Origin of the sequence: Streptomyces xanthii, assembly GCF_014621695.1 — a bacterium.
GTDB lineage: Bacteria > Actinomycetota > Actinomycetes > Streptomycetales > Streptomycetaceae > Streptomyces > Streptomyces xanthii.
In genome coordinates, this window is the sequence record NZ_CP061281.1 from 124,214 (window position 1) to 145,951 (window position 21,738).

The window sequence follows — 21,738 nt, forward strand, 5'->3', positions numbered from 1 at the left end:
CTCCAGCCCTGCCCGGCCATGTCCTGGGAAGCCGTGTCGTAGTAGGAGTAGGAGCGCTTCTTCGTCCCACGCGCCCAGCGCGGCGGTGCGCTCCGCCTTCGGAATCACGGGATCCGCGACGAGGGGACTGCTTTGGACGCGGCATGGGCGTGCGTCGCGGGCGTCAACAGGCTGAGGGAAGCCGCCATGCCGACGGTCACCGCGACGGAGCCGCGGACGTGAGAGGTCGCGAAGGTCATGGGCGGAGCGTCCCGGCCGCGAGTGTGGCTCTGGTGGCCATCGGGAGTGCGGCACGTGAACCACAGCGGTCCGAACGGCCCTTCGCGACCACGGCGCCCGAAGTCCCCGCGCGAGCGGTGACACCGGGCGCGACCGGACGGTGGCGGGCCCTGGGATCAGGTGGACTGCTGCGTGGCCGTCGCCGGAGTGAGGACGATCTTGCCGGTGGTGCGGTCCCGCTCCCCCAGGGTGTGGGCCTCGGCGGCCTCATGGAGGGGGAAGACCGCCTCGATGTGGGCCCGCAGGGCGCCCGACTCGGCGAGGCCGGCGATGGCGTTCATCCCGGCGTGGTCGGCTTCGACGAGCAGGGTCTCCACGCGTACGCCGAGCGCAGCCGCCTTCGTGGCCTCGTCGGGATCGGTGCCCGGGAGCAGGGAGACGAGGGTGCCTCCGGCGCGGAGGACGTCGAGGGAGCGGGTGCGGGTGTCGCCGGAGAGCGGGTCGAGGACCATGTCGACGTCCTTGACGGCGTCGCGGAAGTCGACGGCGCGGTAGTCGATCATCTCGTCCGCGCCGAGGGAACGCACGAAGTCGTGCTTGGCGGCGCTGGCGGTGCCGATCACGTAGGCACCTCGGGCCTTCGCGATCTGGACGGCGAGGTGGCCGACGCCGCCGGCGGCGGCATGGATCAGGACACGCTGTCCGGTGCGCACCTCGGCGGTGTCGACGAGGGCCTGGTAGGCGGTGAGGGCGGCGAGGGGCAGGGCGCCGGCCTGGACGTGGTCGATGCCGGCGGGCTTGTGGGCGAAGGCACGGGCGGGCCCGGTGACGTACTCGGCATGGGAGCCGACGCCGTGCGGGTAGGGCAGCATGCCGAAGATCTCGTCACCCGGCTTGAACAGGGTGACGCCGTAGCCGACGGCCTCGACGACTCCGGAGACGTCCCAGCCCAGCACGAGCGGAAGTCGGTTCAGGAAGAGTCCCGAAGCGCGATGCTTCCAGTCCGTCGGATTGAGACCCGCCGCGCGGACGGCGACGAGAATCTGGTTCGGACCCGGCTCGGGTCGCGGCAGCACGGTCTCTTCGAGGACCTCAGGAGCTCCGTGGACGTCCTGGCTGATGGCACGCATGGTGAGGTGATCTGTCATGGGATCCAGACTGGCCGGGCCCGTCGCCACGTACCATGGCATGATTGCCAGCTTTCGACGGGATCGTGCCATGCGTGTTCATCGAGTCGCCGTTCTTGCCCTGGACGGGGTGTACCCCTTCGAGCTCGGTATTCCCAGCCGTGTCTTCGGTGCGGCCGGGGAGCGGTACGAGGTGGCGACCTGTTCGGTCGACGGCACCTCTGTGACGACGAACTCCGACTTCTCGATCACGGTCGAGCACGGCCCGGAGCTGCTGAGGACCGCCGACACCGTCGTGCTGCCGCCGTTCGACATGTCCCTCCTGACCCGCGAGGCCCCGCCGGGCGTCGAGGAGGCTCTCGCTGCGGTGCGGCCCGGCGCGCGGATCGTGTCCATCTGCACGGGAGCCTTCGTCCTGGCCGCGACCGGACTGCTCGACGGCCGGCCCGCCACCACGCACTGGGCCCTCGCGGATGTGTTCCGGTCCTGGTACCCGCAGGTGGATCTCGACCCGGATGTGCTGTTCGTGGACGACGGGTCGGTGCTCACCTCGGCCGGAGCCGCCTCCGGCATGGACGTCTGCCTCCATCTCGTACGCCGGGATCACGGCACCGCCGTCGCCAACCACGTGGCCCGGTCCTGTGTGGTGCCCCCGTGGCGGGAGGGCGGCCAGGCCCAGTACATCGAGCACCCGGTGCCCGAGCCGTCCGCGAACGGCACCTCCGCCACCCGGCAGTGGGCTCTGGAGAACCTGCGGGATCCTCTCGCCCTGGCCGATCTGGCGGAGCACGCCCGGATGAGCCGGCGCACCTTCGCCCGCCGGTTCAACGAGGAGGTCGGAATGAGCCCCGGGCGCTGGCTCACCCAGCAGCGACTGTCCCGCGCCCGCCACCTCCTGGAGACCACCGACCTCGGGGTGGACGACATCGCGGGCATGGTGGGTTTCGCGACCGGGACGTCGCTGCGCGAGCACCTGCATGCCGCGATCGGCGTCTCACCGCTCGCCTACCGGCGCACCTTCCGCGGTGCCACCGGCTCCCGCACATGAACACCGCACCAGGCCGGGCAGCGACACACCCGCTTCCGGACCGCCCCGCACACCTACCGGTGATGGCCCATGTCAGGCCCCGATGCGGTCCGTCCGTGTGTGGCGGTACGCGTGCCGGCAGTCGGATGTCTCGGGGTCGACGGTGTACGCGTCCGTCACGACGCGGTCGGCGCTGATCGAGAGCATCATGAAGCCGAGGGTGTCGTAGGCCGCCCAGAACTCCTTGTTCTCGGGGCGGTCGGACCGTCCCTTGGTCTTCGCGGCGGCGCCGCAGACGATCTGCTGGGTGCCCTGGTGGTCGGCGCCGGTGTCCAGGATCTGGAGCGTGTGGTCGTGGCCGGAGAGAATGAACTCGGCCTTTCCGCAGACCACTTCCTCGTACAGCTTCTTGACGTGCTTGCCGCTCATGTAGTCGCCGCACGTGATGCCTTCGTACGCGCCCGCGTTGCCGTGTGTGCCGTTGTTGCGCAGCGGATGGTGGGCGAAGACGAACTTCCAGCGGGCGCGGGAGGCGGCGAGGGATTCGGCCAGCCAGGCGCGCTGCTTCTGGACGAAGGGGCCGTTCCAGTAGTACTCGGGGTCGGTCTGCAGGACGTACGAGGACAGGGGGGTCGTGTCGAGGGCGAAGAACTCGGCTACGGGGGCCCGTCGGGGGACGGCCACGGAGTAGTAGCGGTCGGGCATGTACCAGCGCGCGGAGTGCTGGTGGTAGGCGACCTCGTGGTCGCCGCGGGAGGGCCGGCCGCCGCTGCCGGGGATGATGCCGCTGGTGTCGTGATTGCCGAGCACCATCAGCCAGGGCACGTCGATGCCCTGGTTCGGCTCCTCGAACTTCGTGGCGAACTCGTCGTCGAGGACGTCCTCGGGACCGTTCTCGTAGATGTTGTCGCCGAGCCCGATCGCGAGGTCGACGCCGCGCTGCTCGCACAGCTTGCGCGCGGCGGCCGCGACGGCGAACTGTGCGGGGGTGCCGGTGCCGGCGTCCCCTGTGATCAGTACGTTCAACTCGCGCTTGTCCGGCAGCGGAAGCTTGTTCGCGCCGTCCTCGGCCGCGACCGCCTGCCGGCCGAACGTGCCGAGGGCCACGGCCGCCCCGACTCCACCGGTCGCCGCGAGCATCGCCCGCCTGCTGATTCCCTGCGACTGCATCCTGTGTCTCCTCGTCGTCGGATGCCACGCGATCCCGGCAAGGCGAACGGGGCTCGGACGGGCTGGGGAGATGCAGTGAATCCCGGTGTCACGGCGAGGACCAGGTTACCGACCGGTTACTTCGGTCACACTCGTCCGGTCAATTCCCTTGCTGTGTCACCGACTTGTCTCAAAAGACCCGCTCAGGGCCCGCAGATGTAGGTGATACGTCTGTGCGAAGTGTTAGCTGGATGATGCTCTCGATCGCAGAGCGCACCGACACACGGGGGATCGTGGGACATGGGCATCGTGCTGCCTGAGATCGTCGACCGGGCTCTGGATCTCGCGGGGGTCGACTGGCCGAACGTCGACGAGGACGACTACTCGGAGATGGCCGACGGACTCCGCGAGTTCGCGGAGAAGTTCGAGGGTCACGGCGGGGACGCGCACAAGGCGATCACGCGGATCCTCGGCTCCTCGGAGGGCTGGGCGGTCGACGCCATGGAGAAGCACTGGTCGTACGTGAGATCCAGCCATCTGGAGAAGATCCCCGAGGTCGCGCGGATTTTCGCGTCGGTGTGCGACCGGATCCACGACATCGTCGTCGCGATGAAGACCAAGGCGACGGTCGAACTGAGTGTGCTGGCAGGGACGATCGTCGCGGAACTGGCCGCTTCCGGCCTCACGTTGGGGCTTTCGGCGGCGGCTGCGGCCGGCGAGATCGTTCTGATGCGGCAGATCGTCAAGCGGTTGGTGAAGGAGGCGATCGAGGAGATCCTCGCGGAGATCGCCGCCAAGCTGGCGGAGCCGGTGACGGCGAAGCTGGAGGCGCTGGCGGTCGACGCGGCGCTCGACCTGGCCGAGGGCGCCTTCCATCCCGACGGCGGTCACGACTCTTCCGGTGGGCCGAAGCTCGCTTCCGCAGGTGCCGGGATGACGCTGGCCTCGGCCGGAGGCGGTGCGGGCAAGCGGACCCACATCGATCATGTCGAGTTCGAGTACGGCGCCGGGAAGGTCTCGCTGCACGGAGGCGATCTGGGCAGCAAGACGCACGTTCATCTGGGCAAGGCCAAGGGCGCGTTCGGACGGACGAAGGGCAAGGACGGGTTCACCAAAGCGTTCGACAGCGCCCTGGAGAAGGCCCTGGACGCGGCCACGAAGACGGTCACCCGCACCGCCAAGCATGTCAGCGACGAGATACCCACGCGGGTGAAGGCAGCCTCACGGCATCAGAAGGGGACCGACCGCCACACCGGCGACAAGGCGGACCGGGTCGAGGTCAAAGGCGTCGACGGCGGCGGCAAGGGCGGTGACGGAGGCGGCAAGATCCCCGGCCGGACCGGCGGGGCGCCCGACGACGGCCGCAAGGGCGGTGACCAGGACCCGCGCAAGGAACCGCTGAAGCTGGACTCCGGGAAGCAGGAGCCCGAGCAGAAGGGCCGTCCGGTCGATCTCCGCAAGTGCGACAGCGACCCGGTCGATGTCGCCAGCGGTCAGATGCTGATGACCCAGCGGGACGTCGAGCTGCCCGGCACACTTCCGCTCGTGCTGCGCCGTACCCACCTGTCGGACTACAGGTGGGGGCACTGGTTCGGTGCGAACTGGGCGTCCACGCTGGACGAGCGCCTGGAGCAGGACGGGCACGGTGAGGGTGCGGTCTGGGCGCGTGAGGACGGCTCGCTGCTGATCTACCCCCGGCTGCCGCAGCCTTCGGACACCGGTGGCGTGCTGCCGAGCAACGGTCCGGCGATGGCCATGTTCCACGCGGGCCACGACAACGGCGCGACGACGTACCGTATCCACGACCGTGCGACGGGTGTCTCCCGGTTCTTCACGGGCAGTTGGCTGAACGAGTCGCCGGCGTACTGGCTGTGCGAGATCGAGGACCGCAATCACAACGGCGTCACGATCACCCGTACCGGCACCGGCCTGCCGCAGGAGGTCGTCCACGACGGCGGCTACCGCATCACGGTCGACACCACCGACGACCGCGTCACCGGGCTCGCCCTGCAGACCCCTGACGGGCCCGTCACTCTGCGCACCTTCGGCTACGACCGGCTCGGCTTCGTCAACTCCGTCACCACCTCCACCGACGCCACCACCCGCTTCACCTACGACGCGCGCGGCCAGATGACGGCCTGGACCGACAGCAACGACTCCACCTACCGCTACGAGTACAACGGTGCCGGGCGCGTCATCCGCACCCTCGGCCCTGACGGCTACCTCTCCTCCGCCTTCGCCTACGAGGAGCTCCAGGGAGGCGGACGCCTCACCCACTACACCGACTCCCTCGGCGGGCGGAAGACCTACCGCATCAACGCCGACTACCAGGTCACCGCGGTGACCGACCAGCTGGGGAACACCACTACCCACGTCTTCCAGCAACCGGACGCCGTCACGGCTGCCGGCCGATCGGACGCCGCCGCAATGCCCGCGACCGCCCGGGGCGAGCGCGACCGTGTCCTGTCCACCACCGATCCGCTCGGCCGCACCGTCCGCTTCGGTTACGACGCCGACGGCAACCTGGCTCTCGTCGTCCGTCCCGACGGCAGGGAATCGACCGCCGTCCACAACGCCTTCGGCCTACCGGTCTCCGTCACGGGCTTCGACGGCCGCACCTGGCACCAGGAGTACGACGACCGGGGCAACCGTACCGGCGTCACCGACCCCGAGGGCCGCACCACCCGTTTCAGCTACGACGACAAGGGGCGCCTGACCTCGGTCACGGACCCGACCGGGGCGGTCACACGCGTACGTTCCAGCGAGGCCGGTCTGACGGTCGAGACGACCGATCCGCTGGGCGCGGTTTCCTCGTGCACGCACGATGCCTTCGGTCGCGTCGTCACTTGGACGGACCCGGTCGGTGCGGTGACGCGAGCGGAGTGGGACACGGAGGGACGGATCCTCACGTCCGTTCACGCCGACGGCAGTTCGGAACACTGGACGCACGACGGCGAGGGCAACTGCCTCAGTCACACGGACCGTTCGGGCGGCACGACCAGGTTCGAGTACACCCATTTCGACCTGCTCGCCGCCCGCACCGATCCCGGGGGCGCCCGCCACCAGTTCACCCACGACACCGATCTCCGCCTCACCCAGGTCACCAACCCTGTGGGGCTGACCTGGACGTACGTCTACGATGCCGCGGGCCGCCCGGTCGCGGAGACGGACTTCGACGACCGGACGCAGACCTACGCGTACGACGCCGCCGGACAGGTGACCTCCCGCACCACCGCACTCGGGCAGCGCATCACCTTCGACCGCGACCTGCTCGGTCGCACCGTCCGCAAGGACGCCGACGGCCAGGTCACCACCTACGCCTACGACCCGTCAGGTCAGCTCGGCGAAGCCGTTTCGCCTGACGCGGTGATCAGGCTCGAGCGTGACGAGCAGGGCCGCGTGGTCTCCGAATCCGTCAACGGACGCACCCTGCACCGGCATTACGACCGGTTCGGCCGCCTGTCCGGCCGCACCACGCCGTCGGGGGCCCGTACTGCCTGGACCTACGACGCCGCCGGGCGTCGCGACGAACTGACCACCGCCGGGCGCACTCTGCGCTTCGCCCACGACGCCGCAGGCAAGGAGACCGGCCGCCGGATCGGTGAGCACCTCACCCTCGAGCACGCCTACGACGAGATGGGCCGCCGCACCTCCCAGACCGTGACCGGCACCGAGGGTCTGGTCCGGCAGCGGGACTACCACTACCGGGCGGACGGCAACCTGATCCGCATCGAGGACAGCCTCAGCGGCACCCGCACCTTCGACCTGGACGCCAACGGGCGGGTCACCGGCGTCTCGGCCCGCGACTGGACCGAGTCCTACGCCTACGACTCCATGGGCAACCAGACCTACGCCACCTGGCCCGAGCATCACCCCGGCCCCGAAGCCCGGGGCGAACGCGTCCACGAAGGCACCCGAGTCCTCAAGGCCGGCCGGTTCCGGTACGAGTACGACGCCGCCGGCCGCACCACCCTGCGCCAGAAGACCCGCCTGTCCGCCAAGCCCGACACGTGGCGCTACACCTGGGACGCAGAGGACCGACTCACCTCCGTCACCACCCCCGACGGCACCCTCTGGCGTTACAAGTACGACGCCCTGGGCCGCCGCATCAGCAAGCAGCGCATCTGCGAGGACGGCACCACCGTCGCCGAACGCGTCGACTTCACCTGGGACGGCACCACCCTCTGCGAACAGACCACCGTCTCCGCGGAAACGCCCCGCCCGGTCACTCTCACCTGGGACCACGACGGCCATCGCCCCCTCACCCAGACCGAGCGCCTCACCGGCCCCGGCCCCGGCGACGACGCCGACCCGGCATCGGCTCTGACCGCGGCCCAGGACGAGATCGACTCCCGCTTCTACGCCATCGTCACCGACCTCGTCGGCACTCCCACCGAACTCCTCGACGAGAACGGCGACACCGCCTGGCACACCCGCACCACCCTCTGGGGCACCACCAGCTGGTCCACCACCAGCACCACCTACACCCCGCTGCGCTTCCCGGGCCAGTACTACGACCCCGAAACCGGCCTCCACTACAACTACTTCCGCCACTACGACCCCGAGACCAGCCACTACCTCAGCCCCGACCCCCTCGGACTCGCCCCGGCGGACAATCCCAGCGCGTACGTCACCAACCCCGGGGAGTGGAGCGACCCCCTGGGTCTGACTCCGTGCCGTACGGGGGAGATCGACTACGGAAGGATCGACGCGAACGGGCGGCGATCCGGGACCGCGGCGATCGTCACCAGAGACATGCTGGGGACGGGAACCAGGGTTCCGCGGCGTCTGAAGCCACCGGGCTTCCGCAACGGCGACACAGCCGGAGACGCGCGAGGGCATCTGCATCCAGCTGCGCTCGGCGGTCGTGGCGACCTTCCCGAGAACGTGGTCCGCACCGACAGCCAGACCGACAACGGTCCCATGAACGAGTTCGAGAAGATCGTCGCTCGTCATGTGGCCCTGGTGGGCCCTGTGCTCTACTCGTCGACCCCGCATTACCGTCCGGGAGAGGACCACCCGCACGCTGTTACGCTCGAGGCATTCGACGACAATGGCTGGAGCATGCGCAACACATTCCAGCAGCCCTATTAGAGCCCTCGGCAATTCCGTATCGGCTCAGAAAAAACATTGCGAAAGGTTTCGATACCCGTGGCGAATCTGGCCGACCTGCGCGACGCGGAGAACTCCTTCCGGATCGAGGTGAGCGGCAGGTTCCGGCCGGGCGTGCTCCAGGACCACGACACCCTCGCCGCGGAGATCGTCGTCGTGAGCAGTTTCGTCTCCGGCCGGCTGCGTGTGTGGATCCGCCCCGCCGAACTCCAGGCCTGGCAAGGTGTGCTGTCCGTCCTGAGGGAAGGGAAGCCGGCAACCTGGCTGGACCAGGGCAACGGTCCGGTCGTGGCGTTCGATTTCCCGGACGGCCTCGACGGTGACACGGTGATCACCGTCGAGGACGCGACCGGCTCGGGAGCGGTCGCCACCCTGCCTCTCGGTCTGGAGGGAGCCTGGGTCGACGAACAAATCGCCTTGCTCGACGCGGTGCGCAAGCAGTGGCCCAGCGAAGTGCTGGAGAGCTCCTACGGGGTTTTCGAATGGAAGAAGTCCTGAGGCCCACAGATATCGAGTTCCTCAGATATCGATGCCCTCAGATATCGAGGTCCTCAGGTAATCCCTCGCCCCGCGGCCGAGGAGTGCGTCTGGAGCCGACACCCGACGAGCACTACGCCTCCGGCTTTCCGTCGGCCGCGATCCGGCGGAAGCCGAGGTACGGGACGAGGGACTCGGGCAGGACGAGCGAGCCGTCCTCCTGCTGGCACTGCTCCAGGAGGGCGGCCAGGGTGCGGCCGACGGGCAGACCCGAGCCGTTGAGCGTGGCGACCAGCTTGGGCTTGCCGTCCGCTCCGCGGGTGCGGATGTTGGCACGGCGGGCCTGGAAGGTGCCGAAGTGCGAGACCGAGGAGATCTCCCGGTAGGTGTTCTGGCTGGGGATCCAGACCTCGATGTCGTACGTGAGCTGGGCGGAGAAACCCGTGTCGCCGGCGGCCAGCTTGATGACCCGGTAGGCGAGGCCGAGCTCCTTCAGGCACGCCTCGGCGTGGCCGACCATCGTCTCCAGCTCCGCGTCGGCCGTCTCCGGGTCGACGATCTTGACCATCTCCACCTTGGAGAACTGGTGCTGACGGATCAGACCGCGGGTGTCGCGGCCGTACGAGCCGGCCTCCGAGCGGAAACACGGCGTGTGGGCCGTGAGCGCCAGGGGCAGCTCGGCCGGCGGGATGATCTCGTCGGCGTAGAGGTTGGTCAGCGGGACCTCGGCCGTCGGGATGAGGAACAGGTCGCGGTCGGCGGCACCCGTCTTGAACAGATCCTCCTCGAATTTCGGCAGCTGACCCGTGCCGGTCATCGTCTTGCGGGTCACCAGATACGGGACACCGTGCTCGACGTAGCCGTGGCGGCGCGTATGGATGTCGAGGAAGAGCGTGGCCAGGGCGCGTTCCAGGGCGGCGCCCGCACCGCGGGAGACCGCGAAGCGCGAGCCGGACAGCTTCGTCGCGCGGGCGAAGTCGAGGATGCCGGTGGCCTCGCCCAGGTCGACGTGGTCCTTCGGCTCGAACGAGAACACCGGCGGAGTCCCCACGCGGCGCACCTCGATCGCGAACTCCTCGGAGTCGCCGTCGGGGGCCGAGTCGTCGGGGAGGTTCGGGATGGTCAGGAGCAGCTCGCGGAGCTCTTCCTGGACCGTTTCCAGGTCCGCCTCGATGTCACGGATCTGGTCCTTCAGCTCGCGGGCGCGCTCCTTCAGTTTGGAGATGTCCCCGCCCTGCTTGGCCGTCCGCTGTACCTCGCTCGCCACCTGCTTGGACTCCGCCCGCAGCTCGTCGGCCGAACGGATGCCCTGGTTGCGCCGGGACTGGAGGTCTTCCAGCCGGGACAGGTCCAGGGTGTAACCGCGACGAGCGAGCCGACGTACCGCTTCGGCACCCAGTTCGATCAGGGCGCGGGCATCGTGCATGAGGAGGATCCTTCGTGTGAGGCGAGCGGGCTGGGAACAGACCCGACGGTAGCAACCCCCGGCCCCTCACCGAACCTCGATATCGACGCGTCACCACCAGCGGTGATCTCCTTCAGCGGCGGCCTCCTCTTCTCTCACACCGTGCCGAACCATGCCTCTGCGAGTGATGGGAAGGATTCCTGGGCAGGCGCGGGCAGTTCTCTCAGGTACCAGGGAAGGTTGCTGTAGACGTGCAGCAACGTATAGGCCATGAGTTCACGCGGCTCGAAGCGGTTGCCGTACGCCTCGGTGAGCCGAGTCAGCAGGGCCGGATCCCCTCGGGTGACGAACAGGCCCACACCGACGAAGTCGTAGGCGCGGTCACCGATCATCGCCGGTTCGAAGTCGAACAGACCGGTCAGGCGCCAGCCGTCGGGATCGACCAGGAAGTGCTGCTGCATGACCTCGGTATGCAGCAGGGAAGGCTGCGGGACTCGTGGCAACGCAACGGAGGCGAGGAAGTCCGGAATCTGTTCCAGCCAGGCCTCTGACAGTCCACGGGCACGCTGCTGCTCCACCGCGCCGACCGTTCGGCGATCCAGAAAGGCGCCCCAGTCCTCGGGGCCGAGGACGTCCCGCAGCGGGTCGGGGCTGAGGGCGTGCAACGCCGAGAGGGCCTCACCGATCTCGGCGACGAGCCGTTCACGATGATTCTGGGGCACGTGCTCCCAGAGGTGGGCGAGGTTCTTGCCGGGGAGCCTCGACATCAGGACGTACCGCCAGCCGTTCTCGTACGGACCGGACGCCCGCACCATAGGTGTCGGCACCGGCAGTCGCCCCTGCACATGGGCAAGGACGCGGCCTTCGGCGATTCCGTCCTGAGCGGCAGCTCCGGGGAAGAGCTTGAGCACGTGGTCGTCACCGACCGCGTAGACCGGCTGTGACCCGTCAGGGAAACGAACCAGCGGGGCACCGGAGAACCCGAGACGCGCACAGAGGTCTTCCGCTCCAGGACGCATCACGCTCTCGTCGGAGACGACAGCGTCCCAGTCCTCATCCGTTTCCACCACAGGCAGCATGAACGGGACCGTAGGCCGCACCCGGACGGGCGGCAACGGAGTTTCGTCGCCACCACGGCCCCAGCAGCTGATGTGCCTGGGAAAAAAAGATGCGGACGGTTGTCGATCTGGCCTCGTCCCGTTCGACGTCATGATGTGCGGCGCCTCGCCGCACAGTGACGCGACAGGACCTGAAGAGGAAACACGTGGATCAACTGCTGAAAGTCATGAACTTCAACGTCTCGAGTGACGGAATCGGTGCCGGCGAGCATCAGAGTCTCGAGAGTCCGTTCGGCCACGATCGTCCCGAGAGGCTGTTCGCCTGGGCGGGAGCCACGGCGAGCTGGCCCATGCGTACGGATGCCGGCGGGAGCCGGGGTCTGGACGACTACTTCACGCGCGACTTCGCACGCAACATCGGTGCCGAGATCATGGGCCGCAACAAGTTCGGACCCCAACGCGGGCCGTGGCCGGACCATGAGTGGCGCGGCTGGTGGGGGCAGGAGCCTCCTTTCCGCACTCCTGTCTTCGTCATGACCCATCACACGCGTCCGTCGTTCACGCTCTCCGACACCACGTTCCACTTCGTCGACGGTGACCCGGCCACGGTCCTCGAACAGGCGCGGGACGCGGCACAGGGCAAGGACGTCCGGCTCGGAGGCGGAGTCACCACGATCCGACAGTTCCTCGACGCCGACCTCGTCGACACGATGCACGTGGCGGTCTCGCCCGTGAAGCTCGGGTCCGGACTGCGGCTCTGGGAGTCTCCTGAGGACCTGCTCGACCGGTTCCACCTGGAGGTCGTCCCCAGCCCGAGCGGCGTGACACACCACCTCTTCTGGCGAAGGTGACGCGAGGCCCGCTTGGGGCCGACTGAAAGGCCGGCCCGCACTCGACACAACCGGTGGGGCTCCCTCACGAAGGGGAGCCTCACCGGATGAGGACGGCGCGGCCGTTCAGGAAGCACGGATCGCCCGATCGATCTCCGCGCCGGTACTGGCCACGACGACGGGGCACTCGTCCCTGAGAGCGGCCGGCAGAAGGTCGCGGTCATCGTCCCGCTGGATCATGGTCGGTCCGCCCGGGACGACGAGCACGGCGTCCAGCCGACGCAGCAGGACGGCCAGGAGGTCCATGATCTCGCCGCCGCCGAAGCGGTTGAAGGTGATGCTGTCCGGGCCGGCGAAGTACACATCCGCCTCCTCCATATCCGCCGCACGCACATGCAGCAACCCCGTCCGGGGGTCCCGTGCCACCGCATACGGGTCGAGGACCTTGTGCGCAGCGCTCATGTCCAACGGCGCCGGTTCACCGTTCTCGAACCGGCACACGAAGATGTCGAAACTCATGGAATCGTTTCTGTCCTCAGGTCCACATTCACGCGGTCACCACATCCGAGGGGCGCCTCTGCGTCGGGCGGTGCCAGTCGAGTTTCTCGGCGGGTTGGTGCGGTGCTTCCACATGATGGCCTCGATGGAGCGGGCCGCGGTGACCGGCCCGGCGCCGTGCCCGGACCGAATCGGGCGGCACGAGCGACTCGATCTGGTGGTTTTCCATATTTTTCGGGCGCAGACGGTGGGGTTCGGGGATTGTGTCGAGGGACTTCTGAAACCACTGCAAGGAGAACCCTGGTGCGCCGCCCGACCCGCAAAGCCTTCGCCGCCCTCATCGCCGCAGCCGCCCTCGCCCTCCCCCTCCTCACCCCCACGCCCGCCTCGGCTGCCACCACCACCAGCCGCTTCGCGAACTACCGCTACGGCGACTGCCTGCGCGAGACCGACGAAACCGGTCTCAAGGGCGACCGCTGCTCCACCGGCCGCGGCAGCCTCAAGTGGCAGTGGAACGGCCGCCTCAACACCAGCACCACTGTCAAGAACAACTTCTGGGGACGCTGCCTCGACAGCAACGACCGGGGCGACGTCTACCCCCTGCGCTGCAACGGCGGCTCCTACCAGAAGTGGCGCACCGTCCAGCCCGCCGCCCGCAGCGCCATCATGCTCCAGAGCGTCGGCACGGGCCGCTGCCTCTACCAGCAGGACAACGGCTACTACCGCACGGCCCGCTGCAACCGAGACGCCCAGAACCAGCGCTTCACCATCGGCTGACCGGCTCTCTCGAACGCTTCAGGTGCCGCCGGGCGAGCGATTGCCCAAGCCCGTCGGGATCCGGCTCTCCGGCGGCGTCACCACCTCGAATCGGTGCGTTGTCGCCGCCGGATGAGTGGACCGCCGCGCTGCTGCGACCGACTCTGCCACTGATGCCCGTGCAAGCCACGCTGCTGTCGGCGGGCGGAGCCGTCGCAGCGACGGGCATCGCACTCTTCGAACTCCACCGGCTGCGCTCCCGGCACGGAATCCGGCTGCGCACCGTTTTCATCGCCCCAGGAGGTGGCGGCACCGGCGGATAGCTCCGGAGCGCAGGAGGCGTGATCTCGGTGGAGCGGACGTAGCGGTCGTCGGATCCGCGTAGCGTGCCGCCGCTGTAGACACCTTCTGGCCCGGACCTGACCTCTCGACTCACCCGAGACGCCCGGCGGCTGCTTCGGCCACTACTCCGACATCCAGGCGCCCGGCTTCCGCACGCTGTCGTCCAGGATCAGTTCCGCGGAACGCAGTTCCCGCACCGGCAAGGTCCACATCGTTCGGCCCCGGCCGATCTCTCATTCGTGCCCCTGGGTCAGACGGATTCGAAGGTCATCCAGATCATTCCCGGGCGGCCCGGGGCGACGGCGAACCAGAAGAGCGCGAGGGCCAGTTCGTCGATCGAATCGATGGGCTGGGACCGCTCGAGCACAGACCTGCCGAACCACCCCTTGCGCCCGACGGCGACGATCCGGCCGTCCAGCGACATCGTCGAGCGCCAGCGCCGCGTGTGCCGCACGTCGTACCTGCGGCCGTGCAGTTCGATCGCCCCGTCGTGGTCCCGCCGGCGCGCAGGGCGCGGCCGGCCGTTGTCGACAGTCGCCTCGCCGACCGGATCCGCGCCGTCGAAGATCTGCACCGCGTGCTGCTGCTGCGGCCAGAGGCGGATGACCTGAAGGCGGGCATTGCGTTCCTGCTGCTTCCAGGTCGCCCGCCGTCGCCCCTGCGCATCGTGCAGGTTCACCGTGGTGCCCTCGGCGTCGCTCGTCGCCGTCCAGCCGAACGGGGATGCCTGCTTCTTGGGTTCGCGCATCGCGCCTCCTTCATCTGTCAGGGTGGGCCGTACGAGGCATTGCTGATGGCCTCGCGCCACGTACGGAGGCCATGTTCGCCCAGAACCCGGAATCGAGCGTTCCACCCAGCAGGGGGAGAGCTTACGAACCACCAGCCCGAGGACGACGACCACCACGTGGACCGCACAGAGAACTGGGGGAAGGCTTGCCCGGTACCAGTGTCGGGGCGCACGGTCGGTCCCCCTGCCCCAGGCCGGCACTTCCGATCCAGGCACCGGCAAGGGATGATCACGAAGTTCCGTGCACCCGCGCGGTCCGGCTTGTACTCCTCGGGGGGACCATCCATGTACCGCCGCACCCGTCATACGGCCACGGCTCTGGCCGCCGTCGCACTCCTGACAGCCGTGACATCGGCCTGCTCCGGCTCGACCGAGACGCCAAGGGCTGCCTCGTCGACGAAGCCGGAAGCCGGCGCGCCCGACGCATCCCCTGCACAGAAGGCGTCTCGGCCCGACCATGAGCGACTCGACGACAAGGCCCGCCGTCTGCTCGACAGCACTGACGGTTCGAGCGCGGACGGCGACGGCTTCATCGCATCCGGGTCGCTCGCGATCCCCGGGCAGAACCTGGACAAGACCATCGCATCCGGCACCACGCTGCGCGTAGAGGTGGCCTGCGCGGGAAACGGAGAGGTCACTTTCAAGGCCGTGTCCGGAACCGCCAGAGTCACCAGGCGCGTCGACTGCGCGCAGCCGGAGACGACGTCGTTCCGCCTGACCACGGCTGCCCCGCGCCTCGCGGTCCAGGCAGACTCCGCCACACCCGAAACTGTCGGCACCGCCTACTCGGTGCGCCGCGCCGACTGAGGTCGCACCCCACACTCCACCCCTGCCCATCTACATGGCACGGCAAGGGCCTCGTACTGAAGGACTGCCACGAATCGTCGACCACGAGCAGGAACCCGTCGCTCTGCCGGTACAGACATCGTCGCTTCGGGCTGCGTGGGTGCTCAGGGGTGTAGCTGCGGGCACGCTGCTCCAGTGCGGCACGCCTCGCGCGGCGTGTGTCAGCGCATTCCCGCCGAGCGCCAGGCCACTGTGGACTGCCCGCGTCTGCTGGGCGTGATCGCGGCGAGCCATCTACTGCACGAGCCCCTGGCGGCGTCCTCCGGTGACTGACCGCGTCCGCGCCGCGCGCCCCACAAGGTGGTGGACCGGCACCGGAACGCTCCGGGGCCTCATGCCTGCCCCGATGCACCCATCTGACGCGGAAACTCGACGGGACCGCTGTCGAATCCCTGGATGCGTCCGTGCAGTTCCCATTGACCCGCACCGTCACGCGTGAACTCGCACAAGGTCATGGCGGTAGCGGTGGACACCGTGGAGAAGTCGTCGGCCAGGAGCTCGGAGTACTTCTCCACGATCGACGTTCCGGCGTGTGAGATGTCCCCGAAGGTGCGACGACCGCCGTCCTGGTGGATCACCACACCGACCACAACCCGTCCGAACGAGGGTGCCAGCCGGTCCAGTTCCAGGACCATCACCTCGACGAAGCCGAAGCCCTGCCCGGTCTCGCTGTGCCGGGTCATGTTGATGGTGCCGTCCGGCGACCTGCTCTCCGTATGCACCACGTACACGGGCTCCCCGTGCGGGTCCTCCACCGAATAGGTGGCAGCGACGATGTCGAGGTGGCGTGGCGGTTCACCCAACGGGCTGGGGTCCCAGCGCAGACGGACCTCCGGCTTGTGCACTCCGGTCCTGATCACTGTCACGAACTGGCACCTCCCCCACGCCGATACCTCTCCACCTCGCTCAAGTATGGCCCGTGACCTGCGACTTGACGCTCTCTTCACAGCCTTTTCCCAGCTCTTGCCCACAGCTAAGCCGGGACGCCGCGGCTTCCTGATGCCCGAGCGCGGCGGCCGCAGATGCGGGAGAGGGGCTCAGCGCAGCCGTCGCGCGCGCAGCACCACGTCGTCGGTGTGGTGCGCGCCGGCGCCGCCGTCGGGGGCCACGCGTGGCCGCTGCTCGTTCACCTCCACCTTCCAGTCGTCGGTGAACAGGTCGGCGACCATCGAGGGCCAGACGTAGTCGGCCGGGTCGAAACCGCTGTCGTGCTCGTGCTCGTGCTCGTGCTGGTTCTCCATCCCCGCGTGGTGCACGAGCAGCAGTACGCCGCCGGGGGCGACGGCCGCCAGCAGCGCTCGCTCGGCTGCGGCGTCGGGGGTGCGAAGCAAGGCCGGGTACTGCGCGGAGACGAGGTCGAAGGAGGCGGGCGGGAGCGCTGCTTCCGTCAGCGCGGCGTGTACCCAGCGCACGGTGACGCCCGCGTCGCGCGCGTGGCCGGCCGCGCGCTCCAGCGCCACGCCCGAGACCTCGAGCGCGGTCACGTCCCAGCCGCCGCGCGCGAGCCAGACGGCGTCCGCGCCCTCGCCGCAGCCGACGTCGAGCACCCGCCCGGGCGTGAGTCCGGCGACCTCGGCCACGAGCGCGCCGTTGGGCTGACCGCTCCACAGCTGCTGCCGGTCGGCGTATCGGTTGTCCCACTCCTCCCGCACCGCGGGGTCCCCGACGTATCCGTCGCCGGGCAGGGAAGGGTCGGACGCGGGCGTTCCCGTTGTGATGTCGTCGGTCATAGGCCCAAGGTCACGCATCGCGGCCCGATCGCGCCACTCCTGTTGCCACTCCGGCAAAACAGACGGGGCCCGCCCTCGTCCCGCCGGGGCAGCACCTCTCCGGCGATCAAAATCCAGATGCGAAACGGCCCGGGCCGCAGATAGCTTCGCCCTGATGACTCTCCTGCTGAACGACTCCGCCCGGGCGCTGCTGGATGCGCCGCTCCCCGCCGTCCTGGCCACGGTCAATCCTGACGGCAGCCCGCAGACCTCGGTGGTCTGGGTCGGCCGCGACGGGGACGACCTGCTCGTCTCCACCGCCGCCGGGCGCCGCAAGGAGCGCAATCTGCGCCACGAGCCCCGTGCCAGCGTGACCGTCTACGATCCGGCCGACCCGTTGCGCTACGTCGAGATACGCGGCCTCGCGACGATCACCGAGGACATCGGCCGGTCTCTGGCGGTCGGCCTCGCCGAACAGTACGAAGGGGCCGGCGCCGGCCAGGAGTACCTCGATCTCCCGGCCGAGGTTGTCCGTGTCGTCATCCGTATCAGCCCCACCAAGGTGGTCGGCACCGCCGCGGCCTGACCGGTGCCGTCACCGGACCGCAGGCCCGCGCCTCAGCCGGTCCTGCGGTGCCGCCGTACCGTACGCCTGCTCCTCACGTGCAGGGCCCTGGTCACAGGGCGTCGCGGACCGCGGTCAGGATGTCCTCGGTGTCGGCGCCGAGTGCGCGGGCGGCGGAGGTGAAGTCCCGGGCCAGCGTGGTGAGTCGGTCGGCATCGTGCGTGTGCGGTTCGGGCGGGAGCGCCGCGACCCGGGTGCCCGCGCCGCGGCGGGTGCGGATCAGTTCTGCGGCCTCCAGTTCGCGATAGGCGCGGGCCACGGTGCCCGGTGCCAGGCCGAGGTCGACGGCGAGCTGGCGCACGGTCGGCAGGCGCTCGCCCTCGCCCAGCCGCCCGGTGCGGATCAGCGCGGCCAGCTGGGCGCGGATCTGCTCGTACGGCGGCACCTGGCTGGTGGTGTCGACGCGGACGGCGGGGTCACTCATCGTCGAAGGGGGTGTCGTCGGCTGCCTGGTCCTCGACCGCCCGGGGTGCCATCACGGTGACCAGGGACCATCCGAAGGTGAACAGGCTCAGCAGGCCGAGGGGGCAGACCACCACGATGGTGGCGGCTCCCAGCCGGCCGGCACAGCCTTGCTCCGTCAGCGCGATGACGATCATCAGCACGACGAGCAGCAGCTGACTCGACACCAGCAGCCCCCAGGCTCCGGTGATCGCCCACGCCCGGTCGCGGCGCTGCTGATCGCTGCCCGGGCCGTGTGCGATGCGGCGCAGTGCCCAGAGGCAGACGGGGGTTCCGATCGCGAGGGCGGCGAACATCGGGCCGCTGTAGTACAGGCCGGGCCAGGGGCCGAGGGAGGTCGGGATCCCTTCGCAGGTGACGGTGAGGACATGCCCCGCTCCGACCGTCCGGGCGGGGTCGGAGGAGGCGGTGACCGCGCCGATCACCAGCAGGGTGACGAGAGACGCCGCCTGCAGAAGGAGCAAGGGCGCCATGCGAGGCGGCACTTGGTCTCTGACCAGGCGCGGGGCGACGCTCGCGGTGCGAACCGCTTCCTGGGGGCGCAGGGTCAGCGCGTCGCCGAGCAGCACACCGCCCACGGCGCACAGGCCGAACGCGGTGATGGCCACCACCAGGGGCATCGTGATGTCGCCGCTCTCCACAGTCACCAACTGCTGCGCGGCCACGATGCCGATGGCCAGGCCGGACCAGCGGGCGTAGTAGTCGGCGTGGTCGAGGAGCCGGGACTGGAGCGGGGCGGTGTCGAGCATGCGGAGATCCCCTCCAGATCATCTTGTATCAAGTAGGGAGTACAAGATGCCCCGGCTCGGGATCTTGTGTCAAACACTCGCTACAAGGTGAAGCATGCCGACACAGCCCCTGAAGCACGGGAGTTGACCCGCACCGGTGCGCGCTTCGCCATTCCTGTTCCGCGATCAGGCCGAGGCTGCCAGGATGCCTGCACGCTTTCGTTCCTGGCGCGGTCTGGGCTCCCGGGCTCTGCCGCACAGCACATGGTCCGCGTGTCCGTGTGACCCCGTCGGCGTGCGGGGGGCCTCGGTCGCCGGGTCGGAAGCCTGTTCGTAGGTGTAGGGAGGATGGGTCCGTGTTCGTAGGGCGCGAGCGGGAACTGGCCGGGCTGCAGAGCGCGTTGCAGGTCCACCGGCTGGTGACTGTGACCGGTGTCGGAGGCGTGGGAAAGTCGCGGCTGGTGCGGCAGGCGGTGGATCTCGGCCTGCTGGGTGAACCGGCGGAAGCGTGCTGGGCGGATCTGTGGCAGCTGCGCGATGACGAGCTGCTCGCGGCGCTCGTGGCTGATGCGTGCGATCTGTCCGATCACACGCCGAGAATGCCGGTGGACGTGATCTGCAACTGGATCGGTGACCGCGAACTGCTGCTGGTGCTCGATTCCTGCGAGCATCTGCTGAGCGCGTGCCGGAACCTGGTACGGGTGCTGCTCGAGAAGTGTCCGCGGCTGAGGATCGTGGCCACCAGCCGCGAACTGTTCCACCTGGAAGAGGAGTTCGTCGCGGTGGTACAGCCGCTGCCGAGCGCCACCGATGCCGCCGAGCTGTTCCTGCGGCGCGCCACGGAATCGGGCCACGTGCCGGAGCCCGGCGATCTGAACCAGGTCACCGAACTGTGCACGTACCTCGACGGGCTTCCGCTGGCACTGGAACTGGCCGCGGGAGCACTGCGGCAGTGCAGCATCGAGGACCTTCTGCAGCGCCCCCGGCACGAGCTGAGCCGGGACGAGGACGAGATACGCCCCATGGGGCCCCGCCGGCACGACGTGCTGCGGACCGCGCTCGGCTGGAGTCATGAACTGTGCACGCCCGCGGAGCGCCTGCTGTGGGCCCGGCTGTCCATCTTCCACGGGCACTTCGACGAGACCTCGGCCGTGGCCCTGTGTTCCGGCGGTCCTCTCTCCGCCTTCGACGTGAGCCATGCCCTGGCCGGTCTGCTGGACAAGTCCGTCGTGAGCATCCGCCGCGGGCGGCTCCTGCTGCTCGACACGGTGCGCGAGTACGGGTACCTGTGGCTCGGCGAGCTCGGCGAGCTGGAGGCGATGGCGAACCGGCACGCCGAGTACTACCTGACTCAGGCGCAGCAGGCGGACGCCACGTGGACGAGCGCCGAGCAGACCGGCTGGTATCGCACCATCAAGGAGGCGCACCCCGACCTGTGCGCGGCCCTGGACCACCTGATCGGCCACGACGTCGATGCGGCGCTCGAACTGGCCACCTTGACCGGCTTCTACTGGACCTGCTGCGGACACGCGCACACCGCGCAGCTCTATCTCTCCCGCACGCTGAAAGCCTGCGACAGTCCGGGGCCGGTTCGGCAACGGGCCGTGTGGGCCCTCGGGTTGACCCATCTCCTCCAGGGAAATCACGCCACGGGCACGCACCTGGCGCGCCAGTGCCTGGAGAACGCCCGTGAGACCGCGGACGCGACCGCGCTGCTGCGGGCCGCCTATCTGCAGGCCATGAGCGACCTGTTGCAGGGCCATGCCCAGGAGAGCCTGGACCTCCTCGAGCACGCCCTGGAGAACGCGAGCGCACACAGCACGGACACGGAAGAACCCGAGCCCCAGGCCGTGATGATGTGCCGGATGCTGCGCCTGTTCGCCCTCACCGGGCTCGGGGAGTTGAAGGAGAGCCTGGAATCGGCCCAGGCCCTGCGTTCGGAGTGCGTCGCCATGGGCGAGCACTGGATCCGCTCGTACGCCGACTACCAGATGTGCGTGATCGCACTGCGCGAGCATGACAACGAAGGGTCCCTGGAGTACGCCCGTTCGATGCTGCACGCGAAGCAGCGGATCGGCGACACCTTCGGCATCGCGCTGGGGCTCGACATGCTGGCCGCGGCCTTCTCCGCCAACGGTGACGGTCATTCCGCGGCACTCGCGTCCGGCGCCGGCCAGCGGCTGTGGGACGCGGTGGGTCACCCGCAGCGCGGCGCCCCGGACGTGGCGCCGCTGCGCGAGGCGGGCGAGGACGTGGCGCGCAGGCTCGTGGGTACCGGGACCTACGAGTCGTACCGCAGCGAGGCCGCCCACGCGGACCCCGGCGAGATGCTCGCCTGGGCGGCCGGTGGTGAATCACCGCTGTAGGGCGCGGGCGCGACGCGATCGTACGAGACGACTTTCCTGGGTGATCACCCGTTTGCCGCGTTCGGTGTGACTTTCGCGCCGTCGCTGCAAAGTGGCCAGAAGCCTTGTGCCGCCTGGCCAAAGTCCGTTTCGACCGCACCTCGCCGCATGGGGGCGCGCGGTAGTGAAAGCCCGCGCACGAATTCGACAGCGCGCACCCCCTGACGCAACGGGAT

20 protein-coding genes and 1 pseudogene are annotated in these 21,738 nt (G+C 69.2%); 10 read left to right on the top strand and 11 right to left on the bottom strand.

Annotated elements, in window-relative coordinates:
• Positions 1–104 precede the first annotated feature (104 nt).
• Positions 105–239, bottom strand: coding sequence for a hypothetical protein (locus IAG42_RS38290; protein WP_262928299.1), 135 nt, complete (start codon positions 237–239; stop codon positions 105–107).
• A gap of 156 nt (positions 240–395) precedes the next feature.
• Complete coding sequence (locus tag IAG42_RS00590; protein WP_188341115.1) at positions 396–1,349, bottom strand: NADP-dependent oxidoreductase; 954 nt, start codon at positions 1,347–1,349, stop codon at positions 396–398.
• Between the two features lie 88 nt (positions 1,350–1,437).
• Here IAG42_RS00590 and IAG42_RS00595 point away from each other — a divergent pair, with 88 nt between their 5' ends.
• Positions 1,438–2,394 carry a GlxA family transcriptional regulator gene (locus IAG42_RS00595; protein WP_188335005.1) on the top strand — a complete coding sequence of 319 codons (957 nt, stop codon included), beginning with the start codon at positions 1,438–1,440 and terminating at the stop codon, positions 2,392–2,394.
• Positions 2,395–2,466: 72 nt separating this feature from the next.
• Here the strand turns inward: IAG42_RS00595 and IAG42_RS00600 are convergent, their stop codons facing one another.
• Positions 2,467–3,543, bottom strand: a complete 1,077-nt coding sequence (locus IAG42_RS00600) for a metallophosphoesterase (RefSeq protein WP_188335006.1) — start codon at positions 3,541–3,543, stop codon at positions 2,467–2,469.
• Positions 3,544–3,822: 279 nt separating this feature from the next.
• Between IAG42_RS00600 and IAG42_RS00605 the strand changes: the two genes are divergently transcribed.
• The gene (locus IAG42_RS00605; RefSeq protein WP_188335007.1) at positions 3,823–8,616 is read left to right on the top strand and encodes a DUF6531 domain-containing protein; all 4,794 of its coding nucleotides are present in this window, start codon (positions 3,823–3,825) and stop codon (positions 8,614–8,616) included.
• A 57-nt stretch (positions 8,617–8,673) separates the two neighbouring features.
• Positions 8,674–9,132 (top strand): DUF5959 family protein, encoded by a 459-nt coding sequence (locus IAG42_RS00610; RefSeq protein ID WP_188335008.1) that lies wholly within the window; start codon positions 8,674–8,676, stop codon positions 9,130–9,132.
• 112 nt (positions 9,133–9,244) lie between these two features.
• On the opposite strand, the gene serS is transcribed toward IAG42_RS00610, so the two are convergent.
• Entirely contained in the window at positions 9,245–10,537 is a 1,293-nt protein-coding gene (gene serS / locus IAG42_RS00615; protein WP_188335009.1) for a serine--tRNA ligase, read from the bottom strand.
• A 134-nt stretch (positions 10,538–10,671) separates the two neighbouring features.
• The gene (locus tag IAG42_RS00620) at positions 10,672–11,595 is read right to left on the bottom strand and encodes an aminoglycoside phosphotransferase family protein (RefSeq protein WP_188335010.1); all 924 of its coding nucleotides are present in this window, start codon (positions 11,593–11,595) and stop codon (positions 10,672–10,674) included.
• 185 nt (positions 11,596–11,780) lie between these two features.
• On the opposite strand from IAG42_RS00620, the gene IAG42_RS00625 reads away from it, so the two are divergent.
• Positions 11,781–12,425 carry a dihydrofolate reductase family protein gene (locus IAG42_RS00625; RefSeq protein ID WP_188335011.1) on the top strand — a complete coding sequence of 215 codons (645 nt, stop codon included), beginning with the start codon at positions 11,781–11,783 and terminating at the stop codon, positions 12,423–12,425.
• Positions 12,426–12,530: 105 nt separating this feature from the next.
• Here IAG42_RS00625 and IAG42_RS00630 read toward each other — a convergent pair whose 3' ends face one another.
• Positions 12,531–12,923 carry a hypothetical protein gene (locus IAG42_RS00630; RefSeq protein ID WP_188335012.1) on the bottom strand — a complete coding sequence of 131 codons (393 nt, stop codon included), beginning with the start codon at positions 12,921–12,923 and terminating at the stop codon, positions 12,531–12,533.
• Positions 12,924–13,205: 282 nt separating this feature from the next.
• On the opposite strand from IAG42_RS00630, the gene IAG42_RS00635 reads away from it, so the two are divergent.
• The 3 genes and pseudogenes from IAG42_RS00635 to IAG42_RS37895 form a co-directional block, all read left to right on the top strand.
• On the top strand, positions 13,206–13,679 hold the full coding sequence (locus IAG42_RS00635; RefSeq protein WP_188335013.1) for an RICIN domain-containing protein: 474 nt from the start codon (positions 13,206–13,208) through the stop codon (positions 13,677–13,679).
• 152 nt (positions 13,680–13,831) lie between these two features.
• Positions 13,832–13,981 carry a hypothetical protein gene (locus IAG42_RS00640; protein ID WP_188335014.1) on the top strand — a complete coding sequence of 50 codons (150 nt, stop codon included), beginning with the start codon at positions 13,832–13,834 and terminating at the stop codon, positions 13,979–13,981.
• Between the two features lie 103 nt (positions 13,982–14,084).
• Positions 14,085–14,162 (top strand): annotated as a pseudogene (locus IAG42_RS37895) (cold shock domain-containing protein); the annotation flags it as partial.
• Between the two features lie 88 nt (positions 14,163–14,250).
• Here IAG42_RS37895 and IAG42_RS00645 read toward each other — a convergent pair.
• On the bottom strand, positions 14,251–14,748 hold the full coding sequence (locus tag IAG42_RS00645; RefSeq protein ID WP_188335015.1) for a hypothetical protein: 498 nt from the start codon (positions 14,746–14,748) through the stop codon (positions 14,251–14,253).
• A gap of 324 nt (positions 14,749–15,072) precedes the next feature.
• Between IAG42_RS00645 and IAG42_RS00650 the strand changes: the two genes are divergently transcribed.
• Complete coding sequence (locus IAG42_RS00650) at positions 15,073–15,594, top strand: hypothetical protein (protein WP_223205790.1); 522 nt, start codon at positions 15,073–15,075, stop codon at positions 15,592–15,594.
• Positions 15,595–15,965: 371 nt separating this feature from the next.
• On the opposite strand, the gene IAG42_RS00655 is transcribed toward IAG42_RS00650, so the two are convergent.
• Together IAG42_RS00655 and IAG42_RS00660 are read right to left on the bottom strand one after the other, a co-directional pair.
• Positions 15,966–16,499: a TerD family protein gene (locus IAG42_RS00655; protein ID WP_188335016.1), complete on the bottom strand. Its 534-nt coding sequence runs from the start codon at positions 16,497–16,499 to the stop codon at positions 15,966–15,968.
• A gap of 171 nt (positions 16,500–16,670) precedes the next feature.
• Positions 16,671–17,363 (bottom strand): class I SAM-dependent methyltransferase, encoded by a 693-nt coding sequence (locus IAG42_RS00660; RefSeq protein WP_188335017.1) that lies wholly within the window; start codon positions 17,361–17,363, stop codon positions 16,671–16,673.
• A 154-nt stretch (positions 17,364–17,517) separates the two neighbouring features.
• Between IAG42_RS00660 and IAG42_RS00665 the strand changes: the two genes are divergently transcribed.
• On the top strand, positions 17,518–17,928 hold the full coding sequence (locus tag IAG42_RS00665) for a PPOX class F420-dependent oxidoreductase (protein ID WP_188335018.1): 411 nt from the start codon (positions 17,518–17,520) through the stop codon (positions 17,926–17,928).
• Between the two features lie 91 nt (positions 17,929–18,019).
• On the opposite strand, the gene IAG42_RS00670 is transcribed toward IAG42_RS00665, so the two are convergent.
• Positions 18,020–18,391: a GntR family transcriptional regulator gene (locus IAG42_RS00670; protein ID WP_188335019.1), complete on the bottom strand. Its 372-nt coding sequence runs from the start codon at positions 18,389–18,391 to the stop codon at positions 18,020–18,022.
• A complete protein-coding gene (locus tag IAG42_RS00675; protein WP_188335020.1) occupies positions 18,384–19,178 on the bottom strand; it encodes a hypothetical protein in 795 nt (264 codons plus the stop codon). Before IAG42_RS00675 ends, IAG42_RS00670 begins: the two co-directional genes overlap by 8 nt.
• A 335-nt stretch (positions 19,179–19,513) precedes the next feature.
• Here IAG42_RS00675 and IAG42_RS00680 point away from each other — a divergent pair, with 335 nt between their 5' ends.
• Positions 19,514–21,523, top strand: a complete 2,010-nt coding sequence (locus tag IAG42_RS00680; protein ID WP_188335021.1) for an ATP-binding protein — start codon at positions 19,514–19,516, stop codon at positions 21,521–21,523.
• Positions 21,524–21,738: the final 215 nt, after the last annotated feature.

Coding starts and splice junctions, on each gene's coding strand:
- IAG42_RS38290 (WP_262928299.1), bottom strand. CDS start 239: ATGACCTTCGCGACCTCTCACGTCCGCGGCTCCGTCGCGGTGACCGTC.
- IAG42_RS00590 (WP_188341115.1), bottom strand. CDS start 1,349: ATGCGTGCCATCAGCCAGGACGTCCACGGAGCTCCTGAGGTCCTCGAA.
- IAG42_RS00595 (WP_188335005.1), top strand. CDS start 1,438: ATGCGTGTTCATCGAGTCGCCGTTCTTGCCCTGGACGGGGTGTACCCC.
- IAG42_RS00600 (WP_188335006.1), bottom strand. CDS start 3,543: ATGCAGTCGCAGGGAATCAGCAGGCGGGCGATGCTCGCGGCGACCGGT.
- IAG42_RS00605 (WP_188335007.1), top strand. CDS start 3,823: ATGGGCATCGTGCTGCCTGAGATCGTCGACCGGGCTCTGGATCTCGCG.
- serS (WP_188335009.1), bottom strand. CDS start 10,537: ATGCACGATGCCCGCGCCCTGATCGAACTGGGTGCCGAAGCGGTACGT.
- IAG42_RS00620 (WP_188335010.1), bottom strand. CDS start 11,595: ATGCTGCCTGTGGTGGAAACGGATGAGGACTGGGACGCTGTCGTCTCC.
- IAG42_RS00630 (WP_188335012.1), bottom strand. CDS start 12,923: ATGAGTTTCGACATCTTCGTGTGCCGGTTCGAGAACGGTGAACCGGCG.
- IAG42_RS00640 (WP_188335014.1), top strand. CDS start 13,832: ATGCCCGTGCAAGCCACGCTGCTGTCGGCGGGCGGAGCCGTCGCAGCG.
- IAG42_RS00645 (WP_188335015.1), bottom strand. CDS start 14,748: ATGCGCGAACCCAAGAAGCAGGCATCCCCGTTCGGCTGGACGGCGACG.
- IAG42_RS00650 (WP_223205790.1), top strand. CDS start 15,073: ATGTACCGCCGCACCCGTCATACGGCCACGGCTCTGGCCGCCGTCGCA.
- IAG42_RS00660 (WP_188335017.1), bottom strand. CDS start 17,363: ATGACCGACGACATCACAACGGGAACGCCCGCGTCCGACCCTTCCCTG.
- IAG42_RS00665 (WP_188335018.1), top strand. CDS start 17,518: ATGACTCTCCTGCTGAACGACTCCGCCCGGGCGCTGCTGGATGCGCCG.
- IAG42_RS00670 (WP_188335019.1), bottom strand. CDS start 18,391: ATGAGTGACCCCGCCGTCCGCGTCGACACCACCAGCCAGGTGCCGCCG.
- IAG42_RS00675 (WP_188335020.1), bottom strand. CDS start 19,178: ATGCTCGACACCGCCCCGCTCCAGTCCCGGCTCCTCGACCACGCCGAC.